This window comes from Novosphingobium anseongense (assembly GCF_037482895.1).
GTDB classification, from domain to species: domain Bacteria; phylum Pseudomonadota; class Alphaproteobacteria; order Sphingomonadales; family Sphingomonadaceae; genus Novosphingobium; species Novosphingobium anseongense.
This window is the reverse complement of the sequence record NZ_JBBHJZ010000007.1, coordinates 15,310-39,148: the sequence shown is the minus strand read 5'-3', so window position 1 is coordinate 39,148 and position 23,839 is coordinate 15,310. Positions and strand designations below refer to the sequence as shown.

Annotated in this window: 23 protein-coding genes; 18 read left to right on the top strand and 5 right to left on the bottom strand. The window is 64.2% G+C overall.

What is annotated here, in order from left to right:
- Positions 1 to 58: 58 nt before the first annotated feature.
- From WG901_RS21970 to WG901_RS21940, 7 genes are all read left to right on the top strand, one after another.
- Positions 59 to 1,330 carry a putative bifunctional diguanylate cyclase/phosphodiesterase gene (locus WG901_RS21970; RefSeq protein WP_339589276.1) on the top strand — a complete coding sequence of 424 codons (1,272 nt, stop codon included), beginning with the start codon at positions 59 to 61 and terminating at the stop codon, positions 1,328 to 1,330.
- Positions 1,327 to 2,067 (top strand): LysM peptidoglycan-binding domain-containing protein, encoded by a 741-nt coding sequence (locus tag WG901_RS21965; RefSeq protein WP_339589275.1) that lies wholly within the window; start codon positions 1,327 to 1,329, stop codon positions 2,065 to 2,067. Before WG901_RS21970 ends, WG901_RS21965 begins: the two co-directional genes overlap by 4 nt.
- A gap of 40 nt (positions 2,068 to 2,107) precedes the next feature.
- A complete protein-coding gene (locus tag WG901_RS21960) occupies positions 2,108 to 3,787 on the top strand; it encodes a serine/threonine-protein kinase (RefSeq protein WP_339589274.1) in 1,680 nt (559 codons plus the stop codon).
- 8 nt (positions 3,788 to 3,795) lie between these two features.
- Positions 3,796 to 4,806, top strand: coding sequence for a type VI secretion system-associated FHA domain protein (locus WG901_RS21955; protein ID WP_339589273.1), 1,011 nt, complete (start codon positions 3,796 to 3,798; stop codon positions 4,804 to 4,806).
- Complete coding sequence (locus WG901_RS21950) at positions 4,803 to 5,609, top strand: PP2C family protein-serine/threonine phosphatase (RefSeq protein ID WP_339589272.1); 807 nt, start codon at positions 4,803 to 4,805, stop codon at positions 5,607 to 5,609. The genes WG901_RS21955 and WG901_RS21950 overlap by 4 nt, the downstream gene beginning before the upstream one ends.
- The gene (locus tag WG901_RS21945; RefSeq protein WP_339589271.1) at positions 5,606 to 6,055 is read left to right on the top strand and encodes a PilZ domain-containing protein; all 450 of its coding nucleotides are present in this window, start codon (positions 5,606 to 5,608) and stop codon (positions 6,053 to 6,055) included. The genes WG901_RS21950 and WG901_RS21945 overlap by 4 nt, the downstream gene beginning before the upstream one ends.
- Positions 6,056 to 6,380: 325 nt before the next feature.
- Positions 6,381 to 6,557 (top strand): hypothetical protein, encoded by a 177-nt coding sequence (locus WG901_RS21940; RefSeq protein WP_339589270.1) that lies wholly within the window; start codon positions 6,381 to 6,383, stop codon positions 6,555 to 6,557.
- 309 nt (positions 6,558 to 6,866) lie between these two features.
- Here WG901_RS21940 and WG901_RS21935 read toward each other — a convergent pair whose 3' ends face one another.
- Positions 6,867 to 7,526 carry a glutathione S-transferase family protein gene (locus WG901_RS21935; protein ID WP_339589269.1) on the bottom strand — a complete coding sequence of 220 codons (660 nt, stop codon included), beginning with the start codon at positions 7,524 to 7,526 and terminating at the stop codon, positions 6,867 to 6,869.
- A 263-nt stretch (positions 7,527 to 7,789) separates the two neighbouring features.
- Between WG901_RS21935 and WG901_RS21930 the strand changes: the two genes are divergently transcribed.
- From WG901_RS21930 to WG901_RS21910, 5 genes are all read left to right on the top strand, one after another.
- Positions 7,790 to 8,224, top strand: coding sequence for an MgtC/SapB family protein (locus WG901_RS21930; protein ID WP_339589268.1), 435 nt, complete (start codon positions 7,790 to 7,792; stop codon positions 8,222 to 8,224).
- A gap of 334 nt (positions 8,225 to 8,558) precedes the next feature.
- Positions 8,559 to 9,134 carry a 3'-5' exonuclease gene (locus WG901_RS21925; protein ID WP_339589267.1) on the top strand — a complete coding sequence of 192 codons (576 nt, stop codon included), beginning with the start codon at positions 8,559 to 8,561 and terminating at the stop codon, positions 9,132 to 9,134.
- Position 9,135: 1 nt separating this feature from the next.
- A complete protein-coding gene (locus WG901_RS21920; RefSeq protein WP_339589266.1) occupies positions 9,136 to 9,465 on the top strand; it encodes a hypothetical protein in 330 nt (109 codons plus the stop codon).
- 182 nt (positions 9,466 to 9,647) lie between these two features.
- Complete coding sequence (locus WG901_RS21915; protein WP_339589265.1) at positions 9,648 to 10,844, top strand: DUF2252 family protein; 1,197 nt, start codon at positions 9,648 to 9,650, stop codon at positions 10,842 to 10,844.
- Positions 10,845 to 11,020: 176 nt separating this feature from the next.
- On the top strand, positions 11,021 to 11,689 hold the full coding sequence (locus WG901_RS21910) for an alpha/beta hydrolase (RefSeq protein WP_339589264.1): 669 nt from the start codon (positions 11,021 to 11,023) through the stop codon (positions 11,687 to 11,689).
- 57 nt (positions 11,690 to 11,746) lie between these two features.
- On the opposite strand, the gene WG901_RS21905 is transcribed toward WG901_RS21910, so the two are convergent.
- The 3 genes from WG901_RS21905 to WG901_RS21895 form a co-directional block, all read right to left on the bottom strand.
- Positions 11,747 to 11,995, bottom strand: coding sequence for a DUF6894 family protein (locus tag WG901_RS21905; protein WP_339589263.1), 249 nt, complete (start codon positions 11,993 to 11,995; stop codon positions 11,747 to 11,749).
- 127 nt (positions 11,996 to 12,122) lie between these two features.
- Complete coding sequence (locus WG901_RS21900; protein ID WP_339589262.1) at positions 12,123 to 15,248, bottom strand: helicase-related protein; 3,126 nt, start codon at positions 15,246 to 15,248, stop codon at positions 12,123 to 12,125.
- Positions 15,245 to 15,799 (bottom strand): PRC-barrel domain-containing protein, encoded by a 555-nt coding sequence (locus WG901_RS21895; RefSeq protein WP_339589343.1) that lies wholly within the window; start codon positions 15,797 to 15,799, stop codon positions 15,245 to 15,247. The genes WG901_RS21900 and WG901_RS21895 overlap by 4 nt, the downstream gene beginning before the upstream one ends.
- Before the next feature lie 321 nt (positions 15,800 to 16,120).
- On the opposite strand from WG901_RS21895, the gene WG901_RS21890 reads away from it, so the two are divergent.
- The 6 genes from WG901_RS21890 to WG901_RS21865 all read left to right on the top strand — a co-directional run bounded on the left by WG901_RS21890 (position 16,121) and on the right by WG901_RS21865 (position 22,238).
- Positions 16,121 to 17,761, top strand: a complete 1,641-nt coding sequence (locus tag WG901_RS21890) for a putative bifunctional diguanylate cyclase/phosphodiesterase (RefSeq protein WP_339589261.1) — start codon at positions 16,121 to 16,123, stop codon at positions 17,759 to 17,761.
- Entirely contained in the window at positions 17,758 to 18,189 is a 432-nt protein-coding gene (locus tag WG901_RS21885) for a BLUF domain-containing protein (RefSeq protein WP_339589260.1), read from the top strand. Before WG901_RS21890 ends, WG901_RS21885 begins: the two co-directional genes overlap by 4 nt.
- A gap of 84 nt (positions 18,190 to 18,273) precedes the next feature.
- The gene (locus WG901_RS21880) at positions 18,274 to 20,853 is read left to right on the top strand and encodes a PAS domain-containing protein (RefSeq protein ID WP_339589259.1); all 2,580 of its coding nucleotides are present in this window, start codon (positions 18,274 to 18,276) and stop codon (positions 20,851 to 20,853) included.
- A 32-nt stretch (positions 20,854 to 20,885) separates the two neighbouring features.
- Positions 20,886 to 21,185, top strand: coding sequence for a hypothetical protein (locus tag WG901_RS21875; RefSeq protein WP_339589258.1), 300 nt, complete (start codon positions 20,886 to 20,888; stop codon positions 21,183 to 21,185).
- A gap of 189 nt (positions 21,186 to 21,374) precedes the next feature.
- Positions 21,375 to 21,668 carry a DUF1488 family protein gene (locus tag WG901_RS21870; protein ID WP_339589257.1) on the top strand — a complete coding sequence of 98 codons (294 nt, stop codon included), beginning with the start codon at positions 21,375 to 21,377 and terminating at the stop codon, positions 21,666 to 21,668.
- Positions 21,669 to 21,809: 141 nt separating this feature from the next.
- On the top strand, positions 21,810 to 22,238 hold the full coding sequence (locus tag WG901_RS21865) for a VOC family protein (RefSeq protein WP_339589256.1): 429 nt from the start codon (positions 21,810 to 21,812) through the stop codon (positions 22,236 to 22,238).
- Between the two features lie 45 nt (positions 22,239 to 22,283).
- Here the strand turns inward: WG901_RS21865 and WG901_RS21860 are convergent, their stop codons facing one another.
- Positions 22,284 to 23,834 (bottom strand): phospholipase D-like domain-containing protein, encoded by a 1,551-nt coding sequence (locus tag WG901_RS21860; protein ID WP_339589342.1) that lies wholly within the window; start codon positions 23,832 to 23,834, stop codon positions 22,284 to 22,286.
- Between the last annotated feature and the right edge of the window lie 5 nt (positions 23,835 to 23,839).

Below are 23,839 nucleotides of genomic sequence, written 5' to 3'. Positions count from 1 at the left end.
TCCCGGCGACCGTGCGCACCGGCGTCACGCCGCCAGCGGAATTCCGACACGCGAGCCTTTGCTGCAGAAGATGCGCGAGGACGGCGGCGGTGTGCTCGGCATCATTCGTTTCCTCGATTTCGACCGTCTGTGCGCTTTCGATCCATCGCTCGGTGACCAGCTCCTGCAAAATGTCGCGACACGGGTGCGTGGCATGTTGCCGTCAGAGCGGCTTCTCGCCCATGTCGATCGGGCCGACCTTGCGATCTGGTTCGGTTTCGCGGCGACCGAGGAAGCGGCCGGGCGCGAGATGGAAGCGATCGAATATGCTCTGGGCGAAGCCCTGCGGATCGGCGAGCGCACGATCCTCCCCAAGGTCTCGAGCCAGATCGCATCGGTCGGGAGTGAGGAGCCAGGCACTGCGCTGGCCCGCGCGCTCGCGCGCCTGACAGTCGGCGGCGGTCCGTCGATGACGGCGCCCCAATCCGACATGGAAGGGGGAGACGCGCATGACGATTTCGCATTCGAGCAGGATTTGCGGCTTGCCATGAACCGCAACGAGCTTCGCCTTTGCTATCAGCCGCTCGTCGATGCAGCCAAGGCGCGCGTCTGCGGCGCCGAAGCGCTCCTGCGCTGGCAGCACCCGGGGCGCGGAGCGGTTTCACCGGCGGTCTTCGTGCCGATCATGGAAGCAGCCGGTCTGGCCCATGAATTCGGGCTCTGGTCACTCAATTCGGCAATCCGCGAGGCACGCCGCTGGCAGGGGCTCGGCTTCGGCGATCTGTGCGTCGCGGTCAACGTATCGGGCCATCAACTCGAACGCGACGACTTCCCGGTCCTCGTGCAGCGCACACTTCACCGTCACGCCTTGCCTCCCGGCGCGCTTGAGATCGAACTGACCGAGGGCGTCGCGATGGGGGACTGCGAACGCGCCGCCCGTCTCTTTTCAGAGATCAGGGCGATGGGCGTCGCCATAGCCATCGACGATTTCGGAACGGGCTATTCGAGCCTCAGCACTTTGCGCAAGCTCGCCTTCGACAAGATCAAGATCGACCGGGAATTCGTCACGGAGGTCGATAAGCGCCGTGACAGCCAGGCAATCTGCCAGAGCGTGATCGCCCTGGCGCGTGGCCTTGGCATCCGCGTCCTCGCCGAAGGCGTCGAGCGTCGCGAGGAATATGCCTGGTTACGCGCGCATGGCTGCGGCCTTTTCCAGGGCTTCTACTTTTCCCCCCCGCTCGAGACGGCTGATTTCCTGGCCTACCTCGACGATGCAGCGGGACTTGCCGCCAAGCTCGCGGTCGACCCGCGCCAGGCGCACCAGGCCATTTCGGAGGCACTCTCGGCATGATCACTTACGCGCAGACCGCGCGCTTTGGCGCAGCGATCGGGCTCGGGCTTCTGGCCGCGGCCTGCTCGGGCAACGGATCGCCTCCCCGCTCGACGACGGCGCGCGCGCAGCCGGTTCCGGCAACGGAAGTCGAGGCGATCGCAGGCCTCCTGGAGCGCGGTGACGAGCGCGCCGCCAAAAAACGCCTCGCCGCGGCTCTGAAGAAGGATCCGGGAAACGCCAATCTCATGGTGCTGCGCGATTCGATCGAACGCGATCCCAAGGAATTGCTCGGGCCCAACAGCTATGCCTATACGGTCCAGGCCGGGGATACGATCGGTGGCCTCGCCCAGCGATTCCTCGGAAATCGCCTCAAAGCGCATCAGCTCGCACGGTATAATGGCATCCTGGGAGCAGCGGTCCTCGGCGCGGGCCAGACGCTTCGTATCCCAGGAGAACCTCCCCGGATCGAGCCCGTGCGCCGGCCCGACAGACGCGTCGAGCCACAGGCGACCCCGGCGAGACCCAAGGCCACGCCATCCCGCCCCGCAGTGGCAGCGCCTCCAGCTGGCGCGGTAAACGTGACAGCCGCACGCCAGGCGCGCGCGGCAGGTCTTGCAGCGCTCAACGACGGCAATCCCGCCCGGGCCGTCAGTCTTCTGTCACGGGCTGCTTCGCTGGATCCAGGCAATGCGGTGATCGCGCGCGATCTCGCCCGCGCGCGGCGGATCAACGCCACGGTTCGCGCAAGCCAGTGACGCGCTCGCACTTCCCCGCCCGTCTCAACGGAATTGCACCATGATCATGCTGGGTCGCTACCGCATAGATGCCAAGATCGGCGAAGGCGCCATGGCCGACGTCTATCGCGGACATGACGAGAGCATCGGGCGCGCGGTCGCGCTCAAGGTCCTCAAGGAAGAACTCGCGCGCGATGCCGAACTCTCGGCGCGCTTCATGCGCGAAGCACGCGCCGCCGGCGCGCTCAACCATCCCAACATCGCGACGATCTACGATGTCGGCTCGGTCGATGGGGTCGCCTATATCGCAATGGAGCTCGTCGAGGGGCAGCCGCTCGACGTCGCACTTCAGGCACAGGGTCGGCTGCCCTACGAGCGGGTGCTGAGCCTGGGCCTGCAGCTGGCGTCGGCGCTCGCCTATGCCCATGACGCCGGCATCGTCCACCGCGACCTCAAACCCTCGAATATACTCCTGACCAGCGATGGCCGCACGGCCAAGCTGCTCGACTTCGGCGTCGCGCGGATCGAACGCGACGGCGCCGATCAGGACCTCGCCCGCACGCAGTTTGGCCAGCTCATGGGCACGCCGCGCTACATGAGCCCCGAACAGGCCCTGGGCAATCCCGTGGATCACCGATCTGACCTGTTCTCGCTCGGTGTCGTCCTCTACGAGCTCACGACGGGCAAGGTCGCTTTTCCCGGTACCACGCTCGCAACGCTTGCGATCAAGATCGCCCAGGAGCAGGTCGAGCCGATCGAACGCTCGGCAGCCGACTGCCCGCGCGGCATGACCTTCATCATCGACAAGCTGCTCGCCAAGAAGCCCGAGCACCGTTTCGCGAGCGCGCAAGTGCTCAACGAGGCCATCGCGCGCGAGATTGCCGCACACGGAGACCAGGCCCCGGCGCGGCGCGGCCTGCCCCTGCGCGTCAAGCTCCTGCTGATGACGGCCTGCGTGACCGCGCTGGTTCTTGCAGGAAGCGTCCTTTCCGTTCTCGCGCGCCAGGAGGCGACGCTTCAGCGGATCGCTATCGTCTCGGGCGCCTCGATATCCGATTTCGTGACGCGGAGCAGCGGCGTTATGTTTGCGGAGAATGCGGGGCTCGCGCCCGAGGAGCAAGACTGGACGACGCTCCAGGCCTATGTGGCAAGCGCATCGAAGGATCCCGAGATCCGCTCGATGGTGATCGCCGACACGGCGGGCGTCATCCGCGCCGCGAGCGAGACCGCACTTGTCGGACAGCCACTCGCGCCGGCCCTGGGCGAAGCAGCCATAGCAGCGCCTCGGCCGGACCAGGCGCTGCGGGTGACGCAGGCTCCAGACCGCGGCGATGGTGCCGGATTGCGCTTCGTGCGTCCCGTTCAATATGCCGGCAAGCGGTTCGGCTCGGTCGACATCGTCATCAAGCGTGCGGCGCTCGACCATGCCGTTGCCGACACGCGCGACATGCTGATCCTCCTCTCGCTCGTCGTCATCGGTGTCGTCGCGACCATCGGCTATCTCAGCGGCGCCATGGTAGCCCGCCCCCTCGCGCGGCTCACCAAGGCGCTCGACGAGGCCGCAGACTGCGGTTTCGCGCTGCGCATTTCGCACAGGCGACGCGACGAGTTCGCCGTTGCCTTCGACGCCTTCAACGGCGCCGCGGCCGCGATCGAGCCGCGCCTTTCGAGCGGCACAATGCCAGTCGAGCCCGACGTCGTGATGACGCGCGTCGCGCCCGCGCAGCGGGACGCCGCGTGATGTCGGTCATGTACAAACTTCAGCTGTTCGCCACGTCGAACCCAGCGCAAGTGATCGACGCACGGCTCTTTGCTGAAGGTTCGATGACGATAGGCCGCGATCCGCGCGCGAACTGGTCGATCGACGATCCCGACTGCGCGCTCTCGCGCTGGCACTGCGAGCTGTTCGCCAGGCCAGAAGGCCTCGCCGTGCGCGCGATCGGCGCGAACGGGGTCTTTTACGATGAGGGCGGGGAACGCCTCCCTGACGAGACCGAAACCATGCTGGCGCTGCCTTGCGGCCTCGAACTTGGCGGTTTCCGTCTCGTCGCCAGCCTCGCACCGTTCGAGCGTCAGGAGATCAACCCCAGCTTGACCATGGTCCTGACCCCGCCGGTTGGGACCTCGAGTGAAGTGCCGAGCGATTGGGAAGATGCCGGTTCGCTCATGGACTTGCGCCGGGGTTCGCTGCTCGAGGCTTTCTGCAAGGGCGCCGGCCTCGATTCCGCGCTGCTTTCGAGCGAGGAGCCCGAGGAGATCATGCAGCGCGCCGGGGCGATCTACCGCCAGATGGTGCTAGGGATCGGCGACCTCATGGTCGAGCGCGCCCGCGCGCGGGGTCACTACGACATGAGCCGCACGACGATCGGCGGCATGGGCAACAATCCCTTCAAGTGGGCGCCGAGCCAGCGCCTGGCGCTCGACCTGCTGCTCTCGGGCCCGTCGAGCTTCCTGAGCGGTCCGGCCGCGGTGCAATCTTCGTTTCGCGACATCAAGCGACATCTCATCGCAAGCTTCGCCGGTCTCAAGGGGGCGCTACGAGCTGCCGTCGACACTTTTTCGCCAAGTGAACTGGCCGCTGCCATTCCCGAGAAGACCTCGTTCCTCAAGAATCGCGCGGCGCTCCAGATCGAAGAGGTCGCGCGGCGGCACGAGGATCTCGTCGCACAGCTCGACGCCGGGCTGCAGGGCTCGCTCGATAGCGCTTTCGTGAAATCCTACGATGCCGCCGACGGCGCAGCCCGGCAGGCCTCGTCTTGATCGGCCGCGACCTGCTACGGCGGTGGAGCCGCGAGCCGCGCTCGATTGCGATCACGCCGCGGGTCGCGGCGCGCAGCCATGTCGGCAAGGTCCGTGAGATCAACGAGGATCGTTTCCTCGTGCGGTCTGACCAAGGGCTGTGGGCCGTCGCCGATGGCATGGGGGGGCTTGCCGGGGGCAGCGAAGCGGCGGAAGCGGCGATAGCCGAACTCGCAGCCACGACCGATCACGGCGAGCCGGTCACCGAGAAGGCGATCCTTGCCGCGTTCGATCGGACCAATCGCAAGATACGCGGCGACCTGGGTGACAAGGAGGCACGCTCGGGCACGACGATCGTTACCGCCTGGCTCGAGGGTACACGTCTTACGGTCTTCTGGATCGGCGACAGCCGCGTCTATCTGATCCGCCGGGGATCGGCGCGCTGCCTCACGCACGACCACAGCGTGGTTCAAGACCTGATTGATGCCGGCGAGATCACGCTCGCCGAGGCCGCGCGGCATCCTTTCGCCCATCTCGTAACCCGCGCGCTCGGCGCTGCGCAGAACGTAAAGGCCGACAAGGTCACCATCGACCTCGCTGTGGGCGACCGCCTGCTGCTGTGCTCGGATGGCATATCCCGCTCGCTCGACACCGAGGAGGCTGCCGGGAGTGACGCTTCGCTCACCCTTCTTGCAGACACGCTGCTCGACAGCGCGCTACGGCGCGACGGAAGCGACAATGCGACGCTCGTCGCGATCGAAATCCTTGCCGGTTCGCCGCCCGGTCCTGATGCCGCCCCCGCGACGGTTCCCGCAGCATCATGACGCGCGCACGTTCCACAGATGTGCAGGCGGTCGCCACCCCGCTCGACGACAAGGACGACGAGCGCCGGCTGAGCGATCGGTTCGCCCTTATGTTCAACACGCGATGCCGTACAGGCGATGGTCCGATGCCGGAGGTCTGGCTGCTCGACCTGTCGCGTAAGGGCTGTCAGCTCTTCGGGCGCCAAGGGACGTTTAGGCCTGGTCAGAACGTCATCCTCCTCAATCTGGCCGGGGCCGCGCGCAGCGGCCGCGTCGCCTGGACAGCGCAGATGAAGGCGGGAGTTGAGTTCGATCAGGTTATCTGCGCCGAACTATTGGCTGGAATGCTCGATAATCCATCGATCGCGGAGTGCGAGCGCTCGGAAACCGAACCGATGGAAGACCAGTTCGGACGCAAGCTCGCCCCCCTGCCCCCGCTCGGCCGAGCCTTCCGCGACCGTCGCTGAAGCCGAAGGGCCCGGCGGGCCGGTATACCTGGCCGCAGCAGTCTCCGAGGTCTGGTGGCGTGCAACGCCGGCAATGGCCTCGTGTCGGACATATCGTTGGTCATTTTCGACAGGGTTCAAACCGTCGGTCTCGGCACGCGCTTCGTCGATCTTCGCGCCTCGCCCATACCGCTGTCAGCGATCCGCTCTCGTACTGGAGGTCGGCTCGGAGCAGCACTATCGTCAGGATCGGGTTCCAGGACCATCGAAAGGGTCGGGAGCCTCTTTCCGCTTCGCGCGCTTAACTTCGTGTCACTTCAATCGTGGCTTCATCCAGGAGACGAGCATGAGCATCGAAGGCAAAGCCAAAGAAGCAGCTGGCTATATCAAGGAAGAGCTGAACGAGCACGGCAAGTCGCCCGAAAGTCAGAAGAAAGCCCAAGAAGGCCGCGATCTGCGCAATGAGGGCCGTGTCGAGGACGGCAAGCCGCCGAAGAACGACAAGCCAGGCACCGACGCCTGACGAAATTGGCCTCCGCTTCGGCGGGGGTCATTTCATTCCCGGATCGGTCGGGCGTTTCGAGCTGGATCCATCGAACGCGAAGACGAGACCGGTCCTTTCGCACTCGACCCAACGATGCCGCCACCTTGCCCCTGCATAGGCCCCGCCCTTGCAATTCCGCCTTCGACGAGCGGCATGTCTTAGAACCGGCTCGCGCCTGGTGCCGCGTCCCAGTATCGCCTCGTGGTCCGGTTCTTGGTAGTTTGATTGCCGCATAGCGGCTCCGACCTCGCAGCGCGTTGAGGTCGAAAGGCGGGGATGGAGCAGCCGTTATGCGTAGGCGTAAGGTCCGCCGCTCGCGAGCGCTGCGCGATAGGCCGGACGAGCGTGAATCCTTTCGAGCCAGGCTGCAGTCGCGGGCCGCGTTTCTTCGAGACCAGCCCGCTCCGCCGCTGCCTCAAGCGGAAAGCTCATGATCACATCGGCAGCGGAGAATTCATCGCCTGCAAACCATGCTCGGGAAGCCAGCTCGCTTTCGACGTAGTCGAGATGAACGTCGATCATCGGCTGGATTCGAGCTTGCGCCTGTTTTCCGATCAAGGGGATCTTGCCGAGAACCAATTTGATCAGAAGCGGCGGCATCAACGAGCCTTCAGCATAGTGCAGGAAGAAGCGGTATCGACGCAGGGCCTCGCGACTAGCCGGACTTTCCGGCTGGTCGGCCATCGGCGCGCCGAGCCTGCCTCCTGCGCTCTGGGTAAGATACTCGATGATCGCGCCCGTCTCGGCCACGGTAACCCGCGCGCCGTCGCCATCGTCGGTGATCACGGGGGACTTACCAAGGGGATGCACGGCCTTGAGGGTCTCGGGCGCCAACATGGTCTTGGGATCGCGTTCGTATCGCACGACCTCATAGGGTTCTCCGAGCTCCTCCAGGAGCCACAGGACCCGCTGTGAACGAGAGTTTTCGAGGTGGTGGACGGTGATCATGGATTCCTCCCCGCAAGGTTCGCCTCGCGGCTCACTGCCTGACTGCAACGCGTGCTGGCGCGAGATGTTCACGCGCAGTCGGCCAATGGCGCGGTTTGGAAGCGCCATGGAGCCGGGCAAGCCAATGACCACGCGCCGGCATTCGGATCGGTCTGACCCAAGTCGATGGGATCCAGCCTCACCAACCCGCCGAGAGCAATGTTCGCGCTTCCCGCTCCGGCGCTAGAGCGGAGCCAAGGCGGCCGTGACGAGTTCTCATCGCCATGAACCTCGACTTCACGCAGCACTGTCTTCCTCTCGCCGCGGCCTACGTGCTGGCGCTCCCGATCGGCTGGAATCGAGAAAGAGAGGAACGCAGCGCAGGTATCCGCACCTTCCCGCTGGTCGCCCTTGCAACCTGCGGGCTTATCCAGGCGACCGAACGGCTGACAAAGGACGACGCCGAGGCCATGGCTCGCATCATCGAAGGGCTGATCACCGGCATGGGTTTTATTGGCGGTGGTGCGATCCTGCGTCTCAAGGATTCGGTCCGAGGCACGGCGACTGCGGCGAGCCTTTGGGTCACGGGGGCAATCGGCGTAGCCGCGGGTGTTCAATCCTTCGATGTCGCAATCATGCTCAGCGCCACGACCGTGCTCACCTTGTGGCTACTCAAGCCGCTGAAAAAGTTCACCGGCACGGATCCAGCGGATGAGTAGGGAGGGGTCGCCCGAAGGCGCTCAACCGCCACGCCGATAGCCCGAAAGCAGAGACGTCTTGCGCGCGTACAAATTGTCTTTGTTCGCAATGCCTTGTCCAGTTGAATGCCCAAACCGTGATCCCATATCGTCGGTATCGTTCAACAACGGAAAGGAGGTGGTCTGATGTCTCGTTGTCCCATGCGCCATGCGGCGGAACCGCTGGGCACGACTTCCCCCGCGGGAAGCCTGCTCGTCTGAGCTTTCGCGTGAAGCACGACAATGGAAGGGCCGCTCCCAGCCAGGGGCGGCCCTTCGCGTGTTCGCCGAACCGAGGCGTCTCGCTGTCGCAGCCTTGGCGCGCGCGCAGCGTTCCAAGTTCATGCGCGTCTTCCTCGACTTCGAAGCCTCCTCGCTCGCCGATCGCAGTCATCCTATCGAGGTGGCCTGGGTCTTCGAGGACGGTCGATCGGAAACCCATCTCATCCGGCCTGCGCCAAACTGGACCGACTGGAGCCCTGTCGCTGAGTCCATTCATGGTATCAGCCGCGCGATGCTCGCGCGCGAAGGCGAGCGACACGACGTGATCGCCCGCCGCATGGTCGATGCCCTCGAGGGGCACGACCTGCTCGCCAGCGCGCCGAGCTGGGACGGAAAATGGCTCTCTGCCCTCTTACGGGCAGCAGGCTTGCCACGGCATGCGCTGCGGCTTCGCGGCACCGATGCCGCGATTGCCGAGGCGGCTGCAATGGTGCTTGGTCGATCTGTTCCGGCCAGCTCACTGCGCGAGAGCGTGACAGCGCTCATTCGCGAAGTCCGGCTTGGTGAGGCAATTCCTGCGCACCGCGCCTTGCCCGATGCGCGCGCCGAACGCGGCCGCTGGGAAGCCGTCATGGATCGCGCGAGATCGATGGCGGGCGTGCATGGCTGACATGACACGCGCGGGCGATCATCCCATTACGCCCGATGGCCGCTACTTTGTCATACGCGGACGCCTGTGGCGCATGTCCGATCCCGCGCTGCCAGCCGACGAGCGCGAGCAACTCGTCAAGCGCCTCATGCAGGCGCGTCGCGCCGTCGGTGAGGCGCGGGGCAAGCGTGACGAGGCAGGCGAAGTGGCCGCACGTGCCGAAGTCGACAAGGCCAAACGCGCTCTTGGCGAGCGCGGACCAGTCTGGTGGCGCGATGGGGCGCCCGACTACAATCGTCATATGGCTTGCAACTCGCCCTATTCCGTATGGTTCGCTGCGCTGCTCGGATAGACCCGGAGAACTTGGCGACACGAACGACTCGTCGAATACCGGTAACCCAGACCATCGATCGCTACGCGCTTGCTGGCGTCAGCGCCCCGGCTTCTAGCGCCGTCTTACTGGATATTTTCGGTGACGCGTGGCTGTCCCGTCCGATCGCGCGTTGTCACAAAGCAGCAACAAATAGGACGATCATGCCGCAAATCATGGAAGACCGCGCAGCAACTCTGGAGCGCATGAAATCGCTCAAGATGGCGCGATCGACCCACGCCTACGTGCGGGGAAACACGATCAAGTTCTACGAATGGCTTGCCGGCTCGCGCTCGGCAGCTGAGCTTCCCGTTGGTCCACCCGTCTGGATCTGCGGCGACTGCCACTTGGGAAATCTCGGGCCAGTGGCCGATGCGCAAGGCAGGGTGGAAGTCCAAATCCGCGATCTCGACCAGACCGTCGTCGGCAATCCCGTCCATGACCTGATCCGGCTCGGGCTTTCGCTGGCCAGCGCCGCGCGCGGGTCGGATCTGCCCGGCGTGACGACCGCGCGGATGATCGAGCAGATGGTCGAAGGCTACGACCATGCACTTGCCCTCGGCGATGAGGACGATACGCCTGAGCCGAACACGGTGCGTGCCGTTCGGCGGCGCGCCCTGGGACGACGCTGGCGCCACCTTGCGGCAGAACGGCTTGTCGATATCGAACCTCGGCTGCCCCTGGGCAAGAAGTTCTGGGCGCTCGACGCGGCCGAACGCGACGAGCTCGGCGCGCTTTTCGGGCAGGAGACGGTTCAGGCAGCGATACTCTCGCTCCACGGCCGTGAAGCTATAGATCGCGTCCGCCTGATCGATGCCGCCTACTGGATGAAAGGATGTAGCTCGCTGGGCAGCCTGCGCTTCGCGGTGCTCGTTGGCATCGGAGGCTCGAAGAAGGATCCCGCGCAATACGCGCTCATCGATCTTAAGGAGGCGGTCGATCCGGTCGCTCCCGCAGCCGGCTCGGCCATCATGCCTGCCGGCAATGCAGAGCGGGTCGTAGCCGGGGCACGGGCGCTCGCTCCCAATCTCGGGGAGCGCATGGTCCCAGTTCAACTCCTGGGCAAGCCCATGGTCTTGCGCGAGCTCATGCCACAGGATCTGAAGCTGGAAATCGATCAATTTTCACGCTCGGAAGCGACCAAGGCCGCGCGCTACCTCGCATACGTCGTGGGGGTAGCCCATGCCCGGCAAATGAGCGCGGGCGAACGGCGCGCCTGGCGGCGCGAACTTGTGGCCCGTTCGGCAAGCGAAATCGAGGCGCCATCGTGGCTTTGGAACAGCGTCGTCGATCTGACGGCGACCCACGAAGCGGGTTATCTCGAACATTGTCGCCGCTATGCCTTGGGTGTTGCGTCGTGAGCGATGGGATAAACGCCTGTCCATCCAGTCGGCCAAGGCGATGTCTCACGCGATGTAGCAATGGGCGACCGGATCGCACGCCCCTGCGTTGCAGCACCGGTCCGCCGGGATGCGAAGATGCGTTACCCGGCCACCAAAGGGCGAGCGCCTATTGCGCGCAGCGTGAGGACTGACGCTTGAAGATCGTCAATGGTGCAAGCCTGCAGCCTTGGTCCGGCGGAAAACCCAGACATATCGTGCTTCTGCTGCATGGATTTGGATCCAGCGGCCACGATATGATCGCGCTCGCGCCGGCATGGCAGCAGAGCATGCCGGACGCGCTTTTCCTCGCACCGCATGCCCCGCAGCGATGTGGCATATCGGCAGGCTATCAATGGTGGCCGCTGTCCGACATTTCGCCCCAAGCCCTTGCTCGAGGTGCGGCGTCCGCCGCGCCGTCGATCGACAGCTTCATCGACCGGAAGCTCGACCAGTATGGGCTCGCAGATGCCGATCTTGCCTGCGTCGGATTCAGCCAGGGGGCCATGATGGCCTTGCACGTCGGCTTGCGGCGCAAGAGCGCGTTTGCCGCAATCGTCGGATATTCTGGAATGCTGCCAGGTTCGCTGCAATTGCAGCACGAGATCGCGTCGAGACCGCCGGTGCTGCTTGTGCATGGCGCGCGCGATCCTGTCGTCCCGGTTGCCGCGCTTCACGACGCCGAGCGGGCGCTCAAGCACGTTGGTGTCGAGGTCGAGACGCATGTCTCGGCGAACGTGGGTCATATCGTCGACCCGATTGGCCTGCGGCTCGGTTGCGCGTTCGTCGCACGATCGCTGAACGCCGCCCAAGCACCGCTGGAGTGAAGCAGCTCGGCTCGTCTGCGCCTTGCATGCGGTTCGACGATAGCCTCGGAGCGCCCCTCATCCTGCAGATATGGCGACAACGCGAACCGCGTCCCCAAAACGGACGATGCCTACCTCGCGTCCGTCATCTGCGACACAGATGATGAAATGGTTGAGGTTGAGGGAACCGGTGCGGACCGCCGAGCTGGCGACGTCGCGCGCGCTTGCGAGAGCGCATTCGAGCGCGGCACGATCGTCGGGAAACTCCTGGCCTTCCTCGTCGGGCGCGTTGATGTCGTTGTGGAGGTGGAGAAAATAGCGTTGCATGAACATGCCTAGTCCGTTTTCCCGAATTTGGTTCCGCGCCGCGATGGATTTTCCGCGAACGACGGCAATCCGTTACCCCTCCCCACGCACGGCCCGCCCGCTCGGCGCTGTATGGCCGATCGGCCCCTTATCCGATCAACTGCTCAAGCATCTCAGCTATGCGCCCCATGCGATCCGCCTCTTCGAGCCTCCCCTTGAGAAGCCAACGCCCCTTCTGCTCGACGAGACCGATTTTCCCGGGGTCCGACGTGGCTTTGGCACGCAGTGTCAGGGCGATTGCGGCAGGTCCCGCGTCAATTCGCGCAACCCCCGCCGCGCGTGCCAGGACGACAAGACGGGCGCGCATCAGGAGCTGCTCGGCCGGGCCGGGAAGTGGGCCGAAACGATCGACGAGCTCGTCCTCGAAAGAATCGATGGCGCCAGCCTCGACGAGCCGAGCGAGCCGGCCGTAGAGCCCTAGGCGCAGATCGGGTTCGGGAATCCAGCTTTCCGGAAGCGAGCCTGTCGATCCGATCCGCATTTCGGGCTCCCAGTCCTCGACCGCCTCACCCCGCGTCCTGCGCAACGCATTCTCCAGGAGGTGCTGGTAGAGATCGACACCGATCAGTTTCATGTGTCCTGCCTGGCTCTCGCCGACGAGGTCACCGCCGCCGCGCATATCGAGATCCTGCGCGCTGATCAGAAAGCCTGCGCCGAGCTGGTCGAACGTCGCCAGCGTCCGCAGCCGTTTGAGCGTGCGATCGGCGAGGTCGCCTTCGTCATCGCTCAAGAGGTAGACCTGTCCTCGGCGATTGCCGCGTCCCACCCGGCCGCGCAGCTGGTGCAGTTGCGAGAGACCGAACCGGTCTGCGCGCCAGACGATCATCGTGTTGGCACGCGGGATATCGAGTCCGGCCTCGATGATGTTGGTCGCCAGCAGGATGTCGCCGACACCATCGGCGAAATCGACCATGACGGCATCCACCTCGGTGGCAGGCAACTTGCCGTGCGCCTCGACAACCTCGAGATCGGGCACCAGGCGACGCAGGCGATTGCCGAGCTTTGCCATGTCATCGATGCGCGGAACGACGACAAAGCTTTGACCGCCTCTCGCCTTCTCCCGCTGGAGCGCCGTACGGACGCGCGTCTCGTCAAAGCGATCAACACTCGTGCGGATGGGCTGGCGTTGCGCTGGCGGCGTGGTAATCGCCGACATGGTTTGAAGACCGACGAGCGCCATCTGCAGGGTCCGCGGGATCGGCGTTGCGCTCAAGGTCAGCATATGGATGGAGCCGTCACCGCGCAGGCGTCCCTTGTCCGCGGCGCCGAAACGCTGCTCCTCGTCGATGATCACCAGTCCCAGACGCGCGTAGGAAACCGACTTCGCCATGACGGCACCGGTGCCGATAACGATGCCGATCGATCCATCGGCGAGGCCGGCCTTTACCGTCTTCTTCTCGGCGGCGCTCGTGAGCCGCGACAGGCCCGCGACAAGGATGCCGGTTTCGGCGAAGCGGCGTTCGAAGGTCTCGACATGTTGCCGCACGAGAACGGTCGTAGGAGCCGCGACGATGACCTGATAACCAGCGAGCGCCGCAAGAGCAGCTGCCCGCAGGGCCACTTCTGTCTTGCCGTAGCCGACATCGCCGATAACGAGGCGGTCCATCGGCTTGCCCGTGGCTAGATCGTCGCGAACCGCCGCGATCGCGCGCGCCTGATCGGCTGTTTCATTGAAGGGGAAGCCTGCGACAAAACGCTCGTAGGCGGCTGGGTCGGGATCGAGAATCGGCGCGACAAGACGAGAGCGTTGTTCGGCCAGCGACCGCAGAGCCTGCGCGCTTTCTGCGATGGCCTCGTCGATCACCGCACGACGGGCCTGCCAGGTGCGTCCGTCGAGCCGGTCGAGCGTGACCGCCTCGGGATCGGCACCGTAGCGCCAGAGCCGGCTTGCTTCGTGAAGAGCGATCATGCGGCGGTTTCCGCCGGCATGGGTGAGCACGATCATCTCGTCCTCGCTCGAACCAGGGGCAGCCTCGAGTCCGGCGATAGAGGCGACCCCGTGATCCTCGTGCACGACGACGTCGCCGATACGCATCGCTTCTGCGCCCAGCGCCGAAGTCTGCGAGGCCGGCTGGGGAGCCGCGCCAACGATCGCGCGGCTGCCGAGCAGATCCCCTGCGGCAAGGACGATCGTCGTGTCGTCGACAAAGCCCCGCTCGATCGGAACCTCCAGCCATGCCGCTGAGCCTTCATGCAGAGCGGTGACGCCTCGCCAGCCACTACAGGCCCCGAAACGCAAGCCGAGACGTTTTTCCAGGCGCGGGCGCACGAAGCGCAGATCCCTCGAGCTACCGACCAGCAGCAGCTTGCGGCCTTCTGCGAGCAGGGGTGCCAGGAATTTTGCGCAAGCCGATAGCGGCGCCTGTCGTTCGACGAACCGGGGCACGGCACGTACCTCGCAGAGCGGCGGGTCGATAGCGGCCCAGCCCGCCAGCGCTGCCTGCCAGGCCTCGTCGTCGGTCGCCTCTGCAACGTTCTCGCCGCGACGTGCTGTGTCCTTTGCAAGGGCAATGAAGCGGCGACGGCGCACCTCGGCCTGCGCGGCCATGCCGATGGCGCCGAGCGGGAGATGGGCGAGGACGCTCGTATGGGCGCTGGCGACGGGCTCGGCCGCACGGCCGATTTCCAGCGACTTGCGATCGTCGAGACTACGCTGGCTCAGCGGGTCATAGGATCGGATCGCGGCGATCCGGCCTTGGGCTATCTCCAGCCTTGCGGGATAGTCGGTGTCGGCGGGAAAGATGTCGATGACGTCGCCGCGAACCGCGACTTCGCCCGGTTCATCGACGCGGTCGTCGGCGAAATAGCCGATTTGCTCGAGCATCGCAGCAAAGGTCTCCGCCGCGATTTCATCGCCGACCGCGATTACTGGCGGAGCGCGGTCATAGTCCGATGGGTGCGGATAGCGCTGAGCTGCTGCCTCGCCGCTGAGGATACAGGCGATCGGGCTCTCGGGCCGCTTGGCCACATGTCGTCGCAGCCTGCGAAGAGCCGCGGTCCTGCGACCGATGTTGCCTGGCGAAGCAGGCGCGACATCGCCGGGAAGTGCATCGCTGGAAGGCAGAAATATCACCGGTGCATCGGTGGCAAGAGATTCCAGAATTGCGGCGAGCGCCTGGGCCTGCTGCTCGTCGTCACAGAGGTAGACAACCGTGCGCTTCGTCAGTTCTTCTAAGATACCGAATGCGACAGCGCCGAGGTTGAACTCGGTCATGCGAGCACCAGGCGCGATGGCGGGACCTCGGCCGGCCAGTCTCCAGCAGTGAGTTCTGGAAGCCGGGTGAATGCCTCGGCCGCGATCGCGAGATCGAGACGCTCGCATCCCAGGCGCAGGTCTTCGATCGCCACGGCGCGCAAGCTTTCAGCGATACCGGCCACGCCGCCCGACGCGACGACGACATAGGCGACCTCGCCGCTCGCACAGGCTATCAAAGCTTCGACCGTCCTCCCAACGGCTTCACCGCGACAGTCGTACACCGGCATGCCGGCAAACCCCGTGGCGGTGAGCAAGGTCGTGCTCCTTGCCCGACGGCTCGCGGCCGTCGCCGAAGCGGCGCCGTCCTCATAGGCGCGCTGACGCCCCAGCCAGCGCCAGATTCCTACAACGTTGACGAGGGTCAGAAAGCCGTTGGTCGCGACCAGATTGGCTTGATCCGAGGTGATGCCGATGATCGACCATCCAATCGAACCAAGGGTGAAGACGACGAAGCCCCACCCGGTGACCCGAGCTCCCAGGTTCGCTGCCGTCATCATCGCGGCGATCATGGTCGCAATCGGCGCGATCCAGCTCGCGATTTGAACCAAGTCTCTCTCCCTCGAAGATGCGATCGTTTGCCCAGGCAAACGATCTTCAGAAATCCTGCACGACGGCGGTCGATACGCGGGAAAATGGCTCGATCCGGTCTCGCTTCCGTTACGGCCGGTAAGGGCTAACCGATGGTGGACCCCCGCGTTCCCAGGGTGCCTGGCAAAAGCCAGGCTCCACAGCGGATCCCGGAACTCAGTCGGACGAACGAGGGCGGTGCATCCGCACGTGAATTGGCGGCTTTTCACGTTTTATTCTTGGATTTCAGGCATTCGGCACTCATGCCCTTTGAAATCGAACGCGCGCCCGACAAGAGATCTAGCCACAGCTCGGTGAGCGAGCGTGAAGCCCTCAACTACCTTTCGAGCGCGGTGCTGCTCGTCGATGAGGATGGGATCGTGCGGTTTGCCAATATGCAATCGCGCGACCTGTTCGCGTGCGAGGCCCATCCCGGCGTGGCGCTATCCACGCTGCTGCAGACCCGGGTCGTGTCGGGTATGATCGACCTGGCCGGTCCGAAGGGGACGGGCTGCGACACGAGCCTGCGCTTCACCGATGGACGGTCGGTCTGGGCCGCGGCTCGCCCGGTTCCCAGCGGGGGGTGGTCCATCGTCTTCCAGGACGTAAGGATGGCTCTGGCACAGGCCGAAACCACCGACCCCGTGACGCTGCTCGCCAATCGCGCCTGCCTCAGCAGCACCCTGACCGCCGCCATCGGGGCCGCGTGCGATCCCGTCCTGTTCGCGGTCGGCCTCGATCGCTTTCGGCACGTCAAGGATGCGCTCGGCCATGAGATCGGCGACGCCCTGCTGCGACGCGTAGCCGAGCGACTGACGAGCCTTGCCGATAGCTGCGACCTTGCCGCGCGCGTCGGCGACGGCGAGTTCTTGCTCCTCAAGGCCAGAGCGATGGATGCCGGAGAAACGACAGCCCTCGCCGACCGTATCGTCGATCTTCTGAGCCGCACCTACGCCGTCGAAGGACAGATGCTCAACGTGGTGGCCCACGTCGGGGTCGCCATGGCCTGCCGCGAGATTGCTACGCCGGAAGATTACATCAAGCGGGCCGATCTCGCGCTTGCGCAAGCCCGCAGCGACGGCGTCGGGGTCCGCTTCTACGAGCCGGTTCTCGCCGAGCGAATGGAAGTACGTCGGCGCCTGGAGCTGGACCTGCGCCGCGCGCTTGCGCTCAAGCAGTTCGAGCTCGCCTATCAGCCCCAGATCCACCTCGAGTCCGGGACGATCGGGGGTTTCGAAGCCCTGCTGCGCTGGCGACAGGCCGACGGGAGTTTCGTGTCCCCGGCCGACTTCATACCGATCGCGGAAGAAACCGGCCTCATCTTGCCCATTGGCGAATGGGTCCTGCGAAGCGCGTGCCAGGCCGCCGCGCATTGGTCGCACCCCGCGGTGGTTGCCGTCAATCTGTCACCCGTCCAATTCCGCAACCGCGGACTGACGCAAAACGTAGTCGCGGCTCTGGCGCACGCAGGCCTGCCGCCCGAAAGGCTCGAGCTCGAGATTACCGAAGGGGCGCTACTGGAAGACACCGAGGCGGTGATTGCCACGTTGAAAAGCCTGCGTAGCCTGGGCGTCAAGGTCTCGATGGATGACTTCGGGACCGGCTATTCCTCGCTCAGCTATCTGCGCAAATTTCCCTTTGACAAAATCAAGATCGATCAGTCCTTCGTCCGCGAGCTCGAACATGATGCCGAAGCCCGGGCGATTGTGCGCACCATCGCCGCGCTGGGCTCGAGCCTCGGGATCAAGATCACCGCTGAAGGCGTTGAGACCCAAGGCCAGCTCGAAGAGGTGCGCAGCCATGGCTGCGACTACGTCCAAGGATATCTGACAGGCAGGCCGATGGATGACGCTGCCGCCAGGGCTAGTCTCGCGCGGATAGAAGATCGAGTTCACGGAACATGAGCACTCAGCCCTACCGCCTGGTCTATTACAGCCGCAACCGCATCGCGACCGATCCGGCCGCAGCGATCCGCGAGATCCTCGAAGCCAGCCGTCGCAACAACACGCGTGTCGGCGTGACCGGCGCCCTGATGTTCAACAGCGGTTGCTTTGGACAGATCCTCGAAGGTCCGCGTGAAGCCGTCGAGGCGACTTTTGAACGGATTCAGCGTGATGCTCGGCACGGCGACGTCTCTTTGCTCGATTTCAAGCCCGTCCCAGCGCGCAGCTTCGACGAATGGTCCATGGCATTTGTTGGCGTCCGCAAAGACGACGAAGCGCGTTATGGCGATCTGGGCCGGGAAACCGGTTTCGATCCCTCGCGCATGTCGTCCGACACCCTTTTCGAGCTCCTCCATGGCCTCACCCAAAGCGAAGAGTTCGGTAGCTAGGCGCGAGGCTACGCAAGATCGGACCACGCGGGGGCAGCACAAATGATGGATGCGGCCAGACCGCGGCAATGCTAGTTCGCGCTCATGAAATCCAATGACGCCCCCGGCACAGTACCTTCGCAAGGCAAACCGCGGAGCGACCGAGCGGCGGCCCTCGCCGGCTATGGGATCCTCGACACGCCGCAAGAGCCCGAGTTCGACGACATCGTTCGGTTGGCGGCCGACACGTTCGGCGCGCCGATCGCGGTCGTCAACATGGTCACAGACGATCGTCAGTGGTTCAAGGCCGAGGTCGGAATTGGTCAGCGCGAGCTTCCGCTCGACGTGTCGATCTGTGCCCACGCCATTGCCCTCGACGACTTCCTCGTGGTTCCCGACACACGCGAGGATTCGCGCTTCGACCGCAATCCGCTTGTAACAGGCGAGAATGGGCTGCGCTTCTACGCGGGCGCTATCCTTCGCAGCGCGCATGGCCTGCCGATCGGAACACTGTGCGTGCTCGACCGCGCGCCCCGGCCTCAAGGCATAACGCCCCATCAGCGCCTGGTCCTCGAGGTGCTCGCTCGCCAGGTCATGACCCAGCTGGAGCTACGCAAGGCGCTGGCCTCCCAACAAGCCGGCGCCGCGCAGCTTCGATCGGAAGTGCGTCAGCGCTCGGATGCCGAAAAAGCGCTCGGAGAAGTCGAAGAGCGCCTGCGTCTCGCCAATCGTGCGACGAACGATGCGATCTGGGATTGGGATCTCGTGACCGATCATGTGATCTGGAACGAAGCGCTCGAGACGGCGCACGGCCATCGCCTCGAGGATGTAGCACCAACCGGTGCGTGGTGGATCGCCCAGATCCACCCTCGCGACCGCGACCGGGTCAATCACAGCATTCACGATGCGATCGGGGGCACGGCGGATAGTTGGACCGAAGAGTATCGCTTTGTGCGGGCCGACGGCAGCTACGCGAACATTCTCGACCGAGGACATATCATCCGCGCGCGTTCGGGCGAGGCGGTGCGGATGATCGGCGCGATGCTCGACGTCACCGAGCGTCAGCGGACCCGCGCCGAGCTCGCCATCAATGAAGAACGTCTGCGCCTGGCGACCGAGGCAGCAGAAGTGGGCTTCTGGGATGTCGACGTCGTGCACGACATCCTCATCTGGCCTCCGCTCGTGAAAGGCATGTTCGGCATATCGCCGCAGGTCGAAGTGACGATGGCGGACTTCTATGCGGGCCTTCATCCCGACGACCGGGAAGCCACGATCCAGGCCTTCACGGCCGCCTGCGATCCCGACGAGCGCGCGGTTTACGATATCGAGTATCGCACGATCGGGAAGGAGGATGGCCGGATCCGTTGGATCGCGGCCAAAGGGCGCGGCCTTTTCGAGGCAGATGGTCTGTGCGTGCGCGTGATGGGGACGGCGATCGACGTGACCGAGCGCAAGCGCGACGAGGCAATCCTGCGGAACCTGAACGACGATCTCGAAAGGCGCGTTGCGCAGCAGATCGCCGAGCGCGAGCAAGTCGAGGAAGCGCTTCGCCAAGCACAGAAAATGGAAGCGGTCGGCCAGCTGACCGGCGGCATCGCGCACGACTTCAACAATCTGCTCGCCGGCATCAGCGGCAGTCTCGAACTGATCGACCGCCGCCTGACACAGGGTCGCACCGACGGGCTCGAACGATATTTGAAGGCCGCGCATGAGTCAGCCAACCGGGCCGCCTCGCTGACACAGCGGCTACTGGCGTTTTCGCGGCGACAGACGCTCGATCCCAAGCCGATCGACGTCAACCGCCTCGTCCACGGAATGGAGGACCTCATCGGCCGCACGGTCGGCCCTGCGATCGCAGTCGAGGTCGTTGGCGCGCCGGGGCTGTGGCCGACAAGGGTCGATGCCGCGCAGCTCGAGAGCGCTCTCCTCAATCTCGCGATCAACGCGCGCGATGCGATGCCCGCAGGCGGCAGGATCACGATCGAGACCGCCAACAAGTGGCTTGACGATCGTGGCGCGCGCGAGCGAGACCTCAGCCCTGGTCAATATGTCTCGATCTGCGTGACCGACAGTGGCAGCGGAATAGCCAAGGAAATTGTCGGCCGGATATTTGATCCGTTCTTCACGACCAAGCCGCTGGGCCAGGGAACGGGGCTTGGTCTCTCGATGATCCACGGTTTCATGCGTCAATCGGGCGGCCAGATCCGCGTCTACACCGAGCCGGGCAGTGGGACGACGATGTGCCTTTATCTGCCGCGCCATGCCGGCGCCATCGTGGAAGACGCCGAGGAAGCAAAGAACATCGAAGCGGTGGGCGCCGGCGAGACCGTGCTCGTCATCGACGACGAGCCGACCGTGCGGATGCTCGTGGTCGACGTGCTCGAAGAGGCTGGTTATCAGGCGCTCGAAGCGCCGGACGGTGCCGGAGGACTCAAGATCCTGCAGTCCGATGCCAAGATCGATCTGCTCATAACCGATGTCGGACTGCCGGGCGGAATGAACGGCCGGCAGGTCGCGGACGCGGCGCGCCAGGTTCGCCCGGACCTGAAGGTTCTGTTCATCACCGGATTTGCGGAAAACGCTGCGGTGGGAGACGGACATTTGCCACGCGGCATGGAAGTCATGACCAAGCCCTTTGTGATGGCCGAGCTCGCCGACAAGATTACCGACTTGATCGAGCGCTGAACAAGGGCAGACGGAGGCGGCAAGATATCGTGGTGCAATGGATCGCAAGGCGTTCTGACGCGTTGAGAGAGCACGGTATTTTGCACGAGGTCGAGAACATGAAAGCGCGTGAACGGGTCATCGAGGCTGCCACGGGTCGTACGGATCGCCGGGCGCGCCGAAGCTTTATCCGTTCGCTGGAGGAAACCGCCATTCGCGCGGTGGTCACGGCAACGGTAACCTTCGCGGTGGGTCTGGTACTCAAGAAGATGTTCGAGAAATCTGTCGCAGAGGCCGCGCAGGAAGGTGCGAAATCGGGTGTCAACGAAGAGCTCGCCGAGCAAGGCGCGTAACGTCTCGGCGTTTTACAGCCGGACCTGTCCGCAAGTGCGTCAGCGTGATCGCCGCGATCAGAAATCTTCAGCGCCAGACAAAGCGGATCGTAGCGCGCCAACGGGATAGCATCAGAAACTTCGCCACGGACCGCTCGTTGGAACCCGTGGCGAGCCGACACGGCCAGGCCTTGATGACGGAGAGAACAAATGGAAGCGCACGGGCTGAATTTTGACACCGCCAATCGACATTGGTCGGCGGAGCGCGAGGCCGTCAATTTCTTCGCGCGTCATGATGGGATCGAACTGGAGTTCATTGCCACAAGGGATGCGCTCATTGCCGTGGGAAAGCACACCGCTTCGCTCAATGCGGAATCGGCGCTCCTCACTTTCGACAATTACGAGGATGTGTTCCTGGAAGCAGCAGCGCGGGTTTGGCAGTCCGCCGGGGACAGCAAGCCGGTCTATTTCATCAACGACAGTGATGTGGCTTTCAACGTATGATGGCTTTCCCGTCCTGAGCTATGGGGCAGCGCCAAGACCTGCCGCGCCCTGAGGAATGCGAGCTTCCTCGCGGGTAACTCTTGCTCTGCCAAGGCAGGGGCCATGGATTGCCGGAAGTCGAAAGCCAGCTAGACTAGGGGAATGACCAGCTTCATCCTGAACATCGATGTGCCCGACGTCGAAGCGGGCGTTGCCTTCTACACTTCGGCGTTTGGACTTCGCATCGGGCGCAGATTTGGTCCTGGCTTCGTAGAATTGTTGGGCGCGGAGACGCGGATCTATCTGCTGGAAAAGGCTCCTCGCACCTGCATCGCCCCCGATAGCGGGGATGCACGCCGCTACGATCGGCACTGGTCGCCGATCCATCCGGATTTCGTTGTCGAGGACATCGAGGCCGCGACGGAAAAGGTGCTCCGGGCTGGTGCCACCCAGGAGGGTCAAACCTGCGCGGCACCATACGGCCAGCTGGCTATGTTTGCCGACCCGTTTGGACACGGTTTCTGCCTGATCGAATTCAATGCGCTGGGATACGACGCGCTCATCACGAGCGAGGGTTGTCGTTCAGGCTGAGTAAGGGCGTGGTGGACCATAGACGAACGCGGTGTACCGTCAGGCCTATCGCGACCGCTTTCGTGATCTCCACACGGCGCCCGCCACAAGCGCTCCCCCAACCGACGCTGCAAGGCCGATGCCGGTCGCGACGGCAGAAATCTTGCCGTCGCTTCGGCGAAGGCGAGGTTGAAACCGTCCCAGCAATGGCTTTCGTTTCGAAAAAGCTTCGAACATCTCGCCTGGACCTTCGGGATCAAGAACCTTGTTGTCGGCAAGCCAAGCGCGCACGGCGTCCAGCTCGGGTACCTGATAAGGGCGCAAGGATCTGCCCTCTCCCCGCAATCGCTCTACCGTTTCGATCAGCGACCCTGTTTCGGCGAGCGTTGCACCTACCGTCGCGCCATCCGTGCCCAGATGCTCTGCGAGCAGTGAATTGCGGATCCTTGCGATTGTCCGGCGCTCGTCGATATTGGCATCTCGCGCCGCGTCGATGACGACGTCGCATTCGGTGTCGAGCCGCAGCGACCGGTTGTTGAAGTTGGACGATCCGACGCGAAGCACGTCGTCGTCAAGTACCGTCACTTTGGCGTGGACATAGATCGGCTCACCGCCCTGCGTGTGCGGATGGTACAGTCGCAACCGGCCATACTTGTCGCGTTGCTGCAGGGCCTCGACGAGCCGGGCTCGCGCCGAATCCATGGCAACCGGCTCCAGCCAGCCTTGCGCGCTCGTTGGGTGTACGATGACGAACTCGGGACCGTTCGGTTCGTCTAGGCGCTTCGCGATAGCCTCGGCGACTTTCCGGGATGCGAAGTATTGGCTCTCGGCATAGACCCACCGTTTGGCGCGGGCGATGAGGTCGACATAGAGCGTCTCGATCTGGTGAAGGGCTTCCTGGTCCGACATTTCCGGAACGGTGAGCGCGATACCCACTTCAACATCGGTAAAATCAGGTGCCACGTGCTCAGGCCAGCAATCGCCCATAATATCGATCTGTCCTAGATCGCCGCCGCCCGAAACCTTCCAGCGGCCCCGGCACATATCTCCCAGGGACTTTGCGACCGGTCCTTGCAGCATCGTCGTCGCATCGTGCCACGGACCGTAAGGGGTACCGTCGGGTTCCAGCCTTCGCGGCTCATCGTCGGCGTGGTCGCGCGTGTCCCAGCGATCGGCAGTCATGTCGATTCCGCCGCAGAAGGCTAGGCAGTCGTCGATCACGACCACCTTTTGATGATGCGATCCGGCCGGCGGATGATGCGCGTCGAGGCGCAAATGGATCGACGGGTCACGCATCCACTTCGCGAGCCGAACGAGCGTGCGACCATGAAACAGAGATTTGATGGCACCGGTATCCCAACGAAGGATATAGATGTTAAGTCCCGGCGTGCGTTCGACCAGCCAGGAAAAAAAGGCGCCAACTTCTTGGGGTCCCTCGTCACCGGTGTCATCCCCCAGGCGAATTCGCGCGTCGAAATCCCAGCCCACGAGCAAAATTTGCTTCTTGGCCTTTAGCATCGCCGCACGAGCCGCTTTGAAATAGTCGTCTGCGTCAACGATAACGGTGGCCTGCGTCGCACGCTCGATGCGCCAGCAGTTGCGCCCCAACTCGAGCATTGATT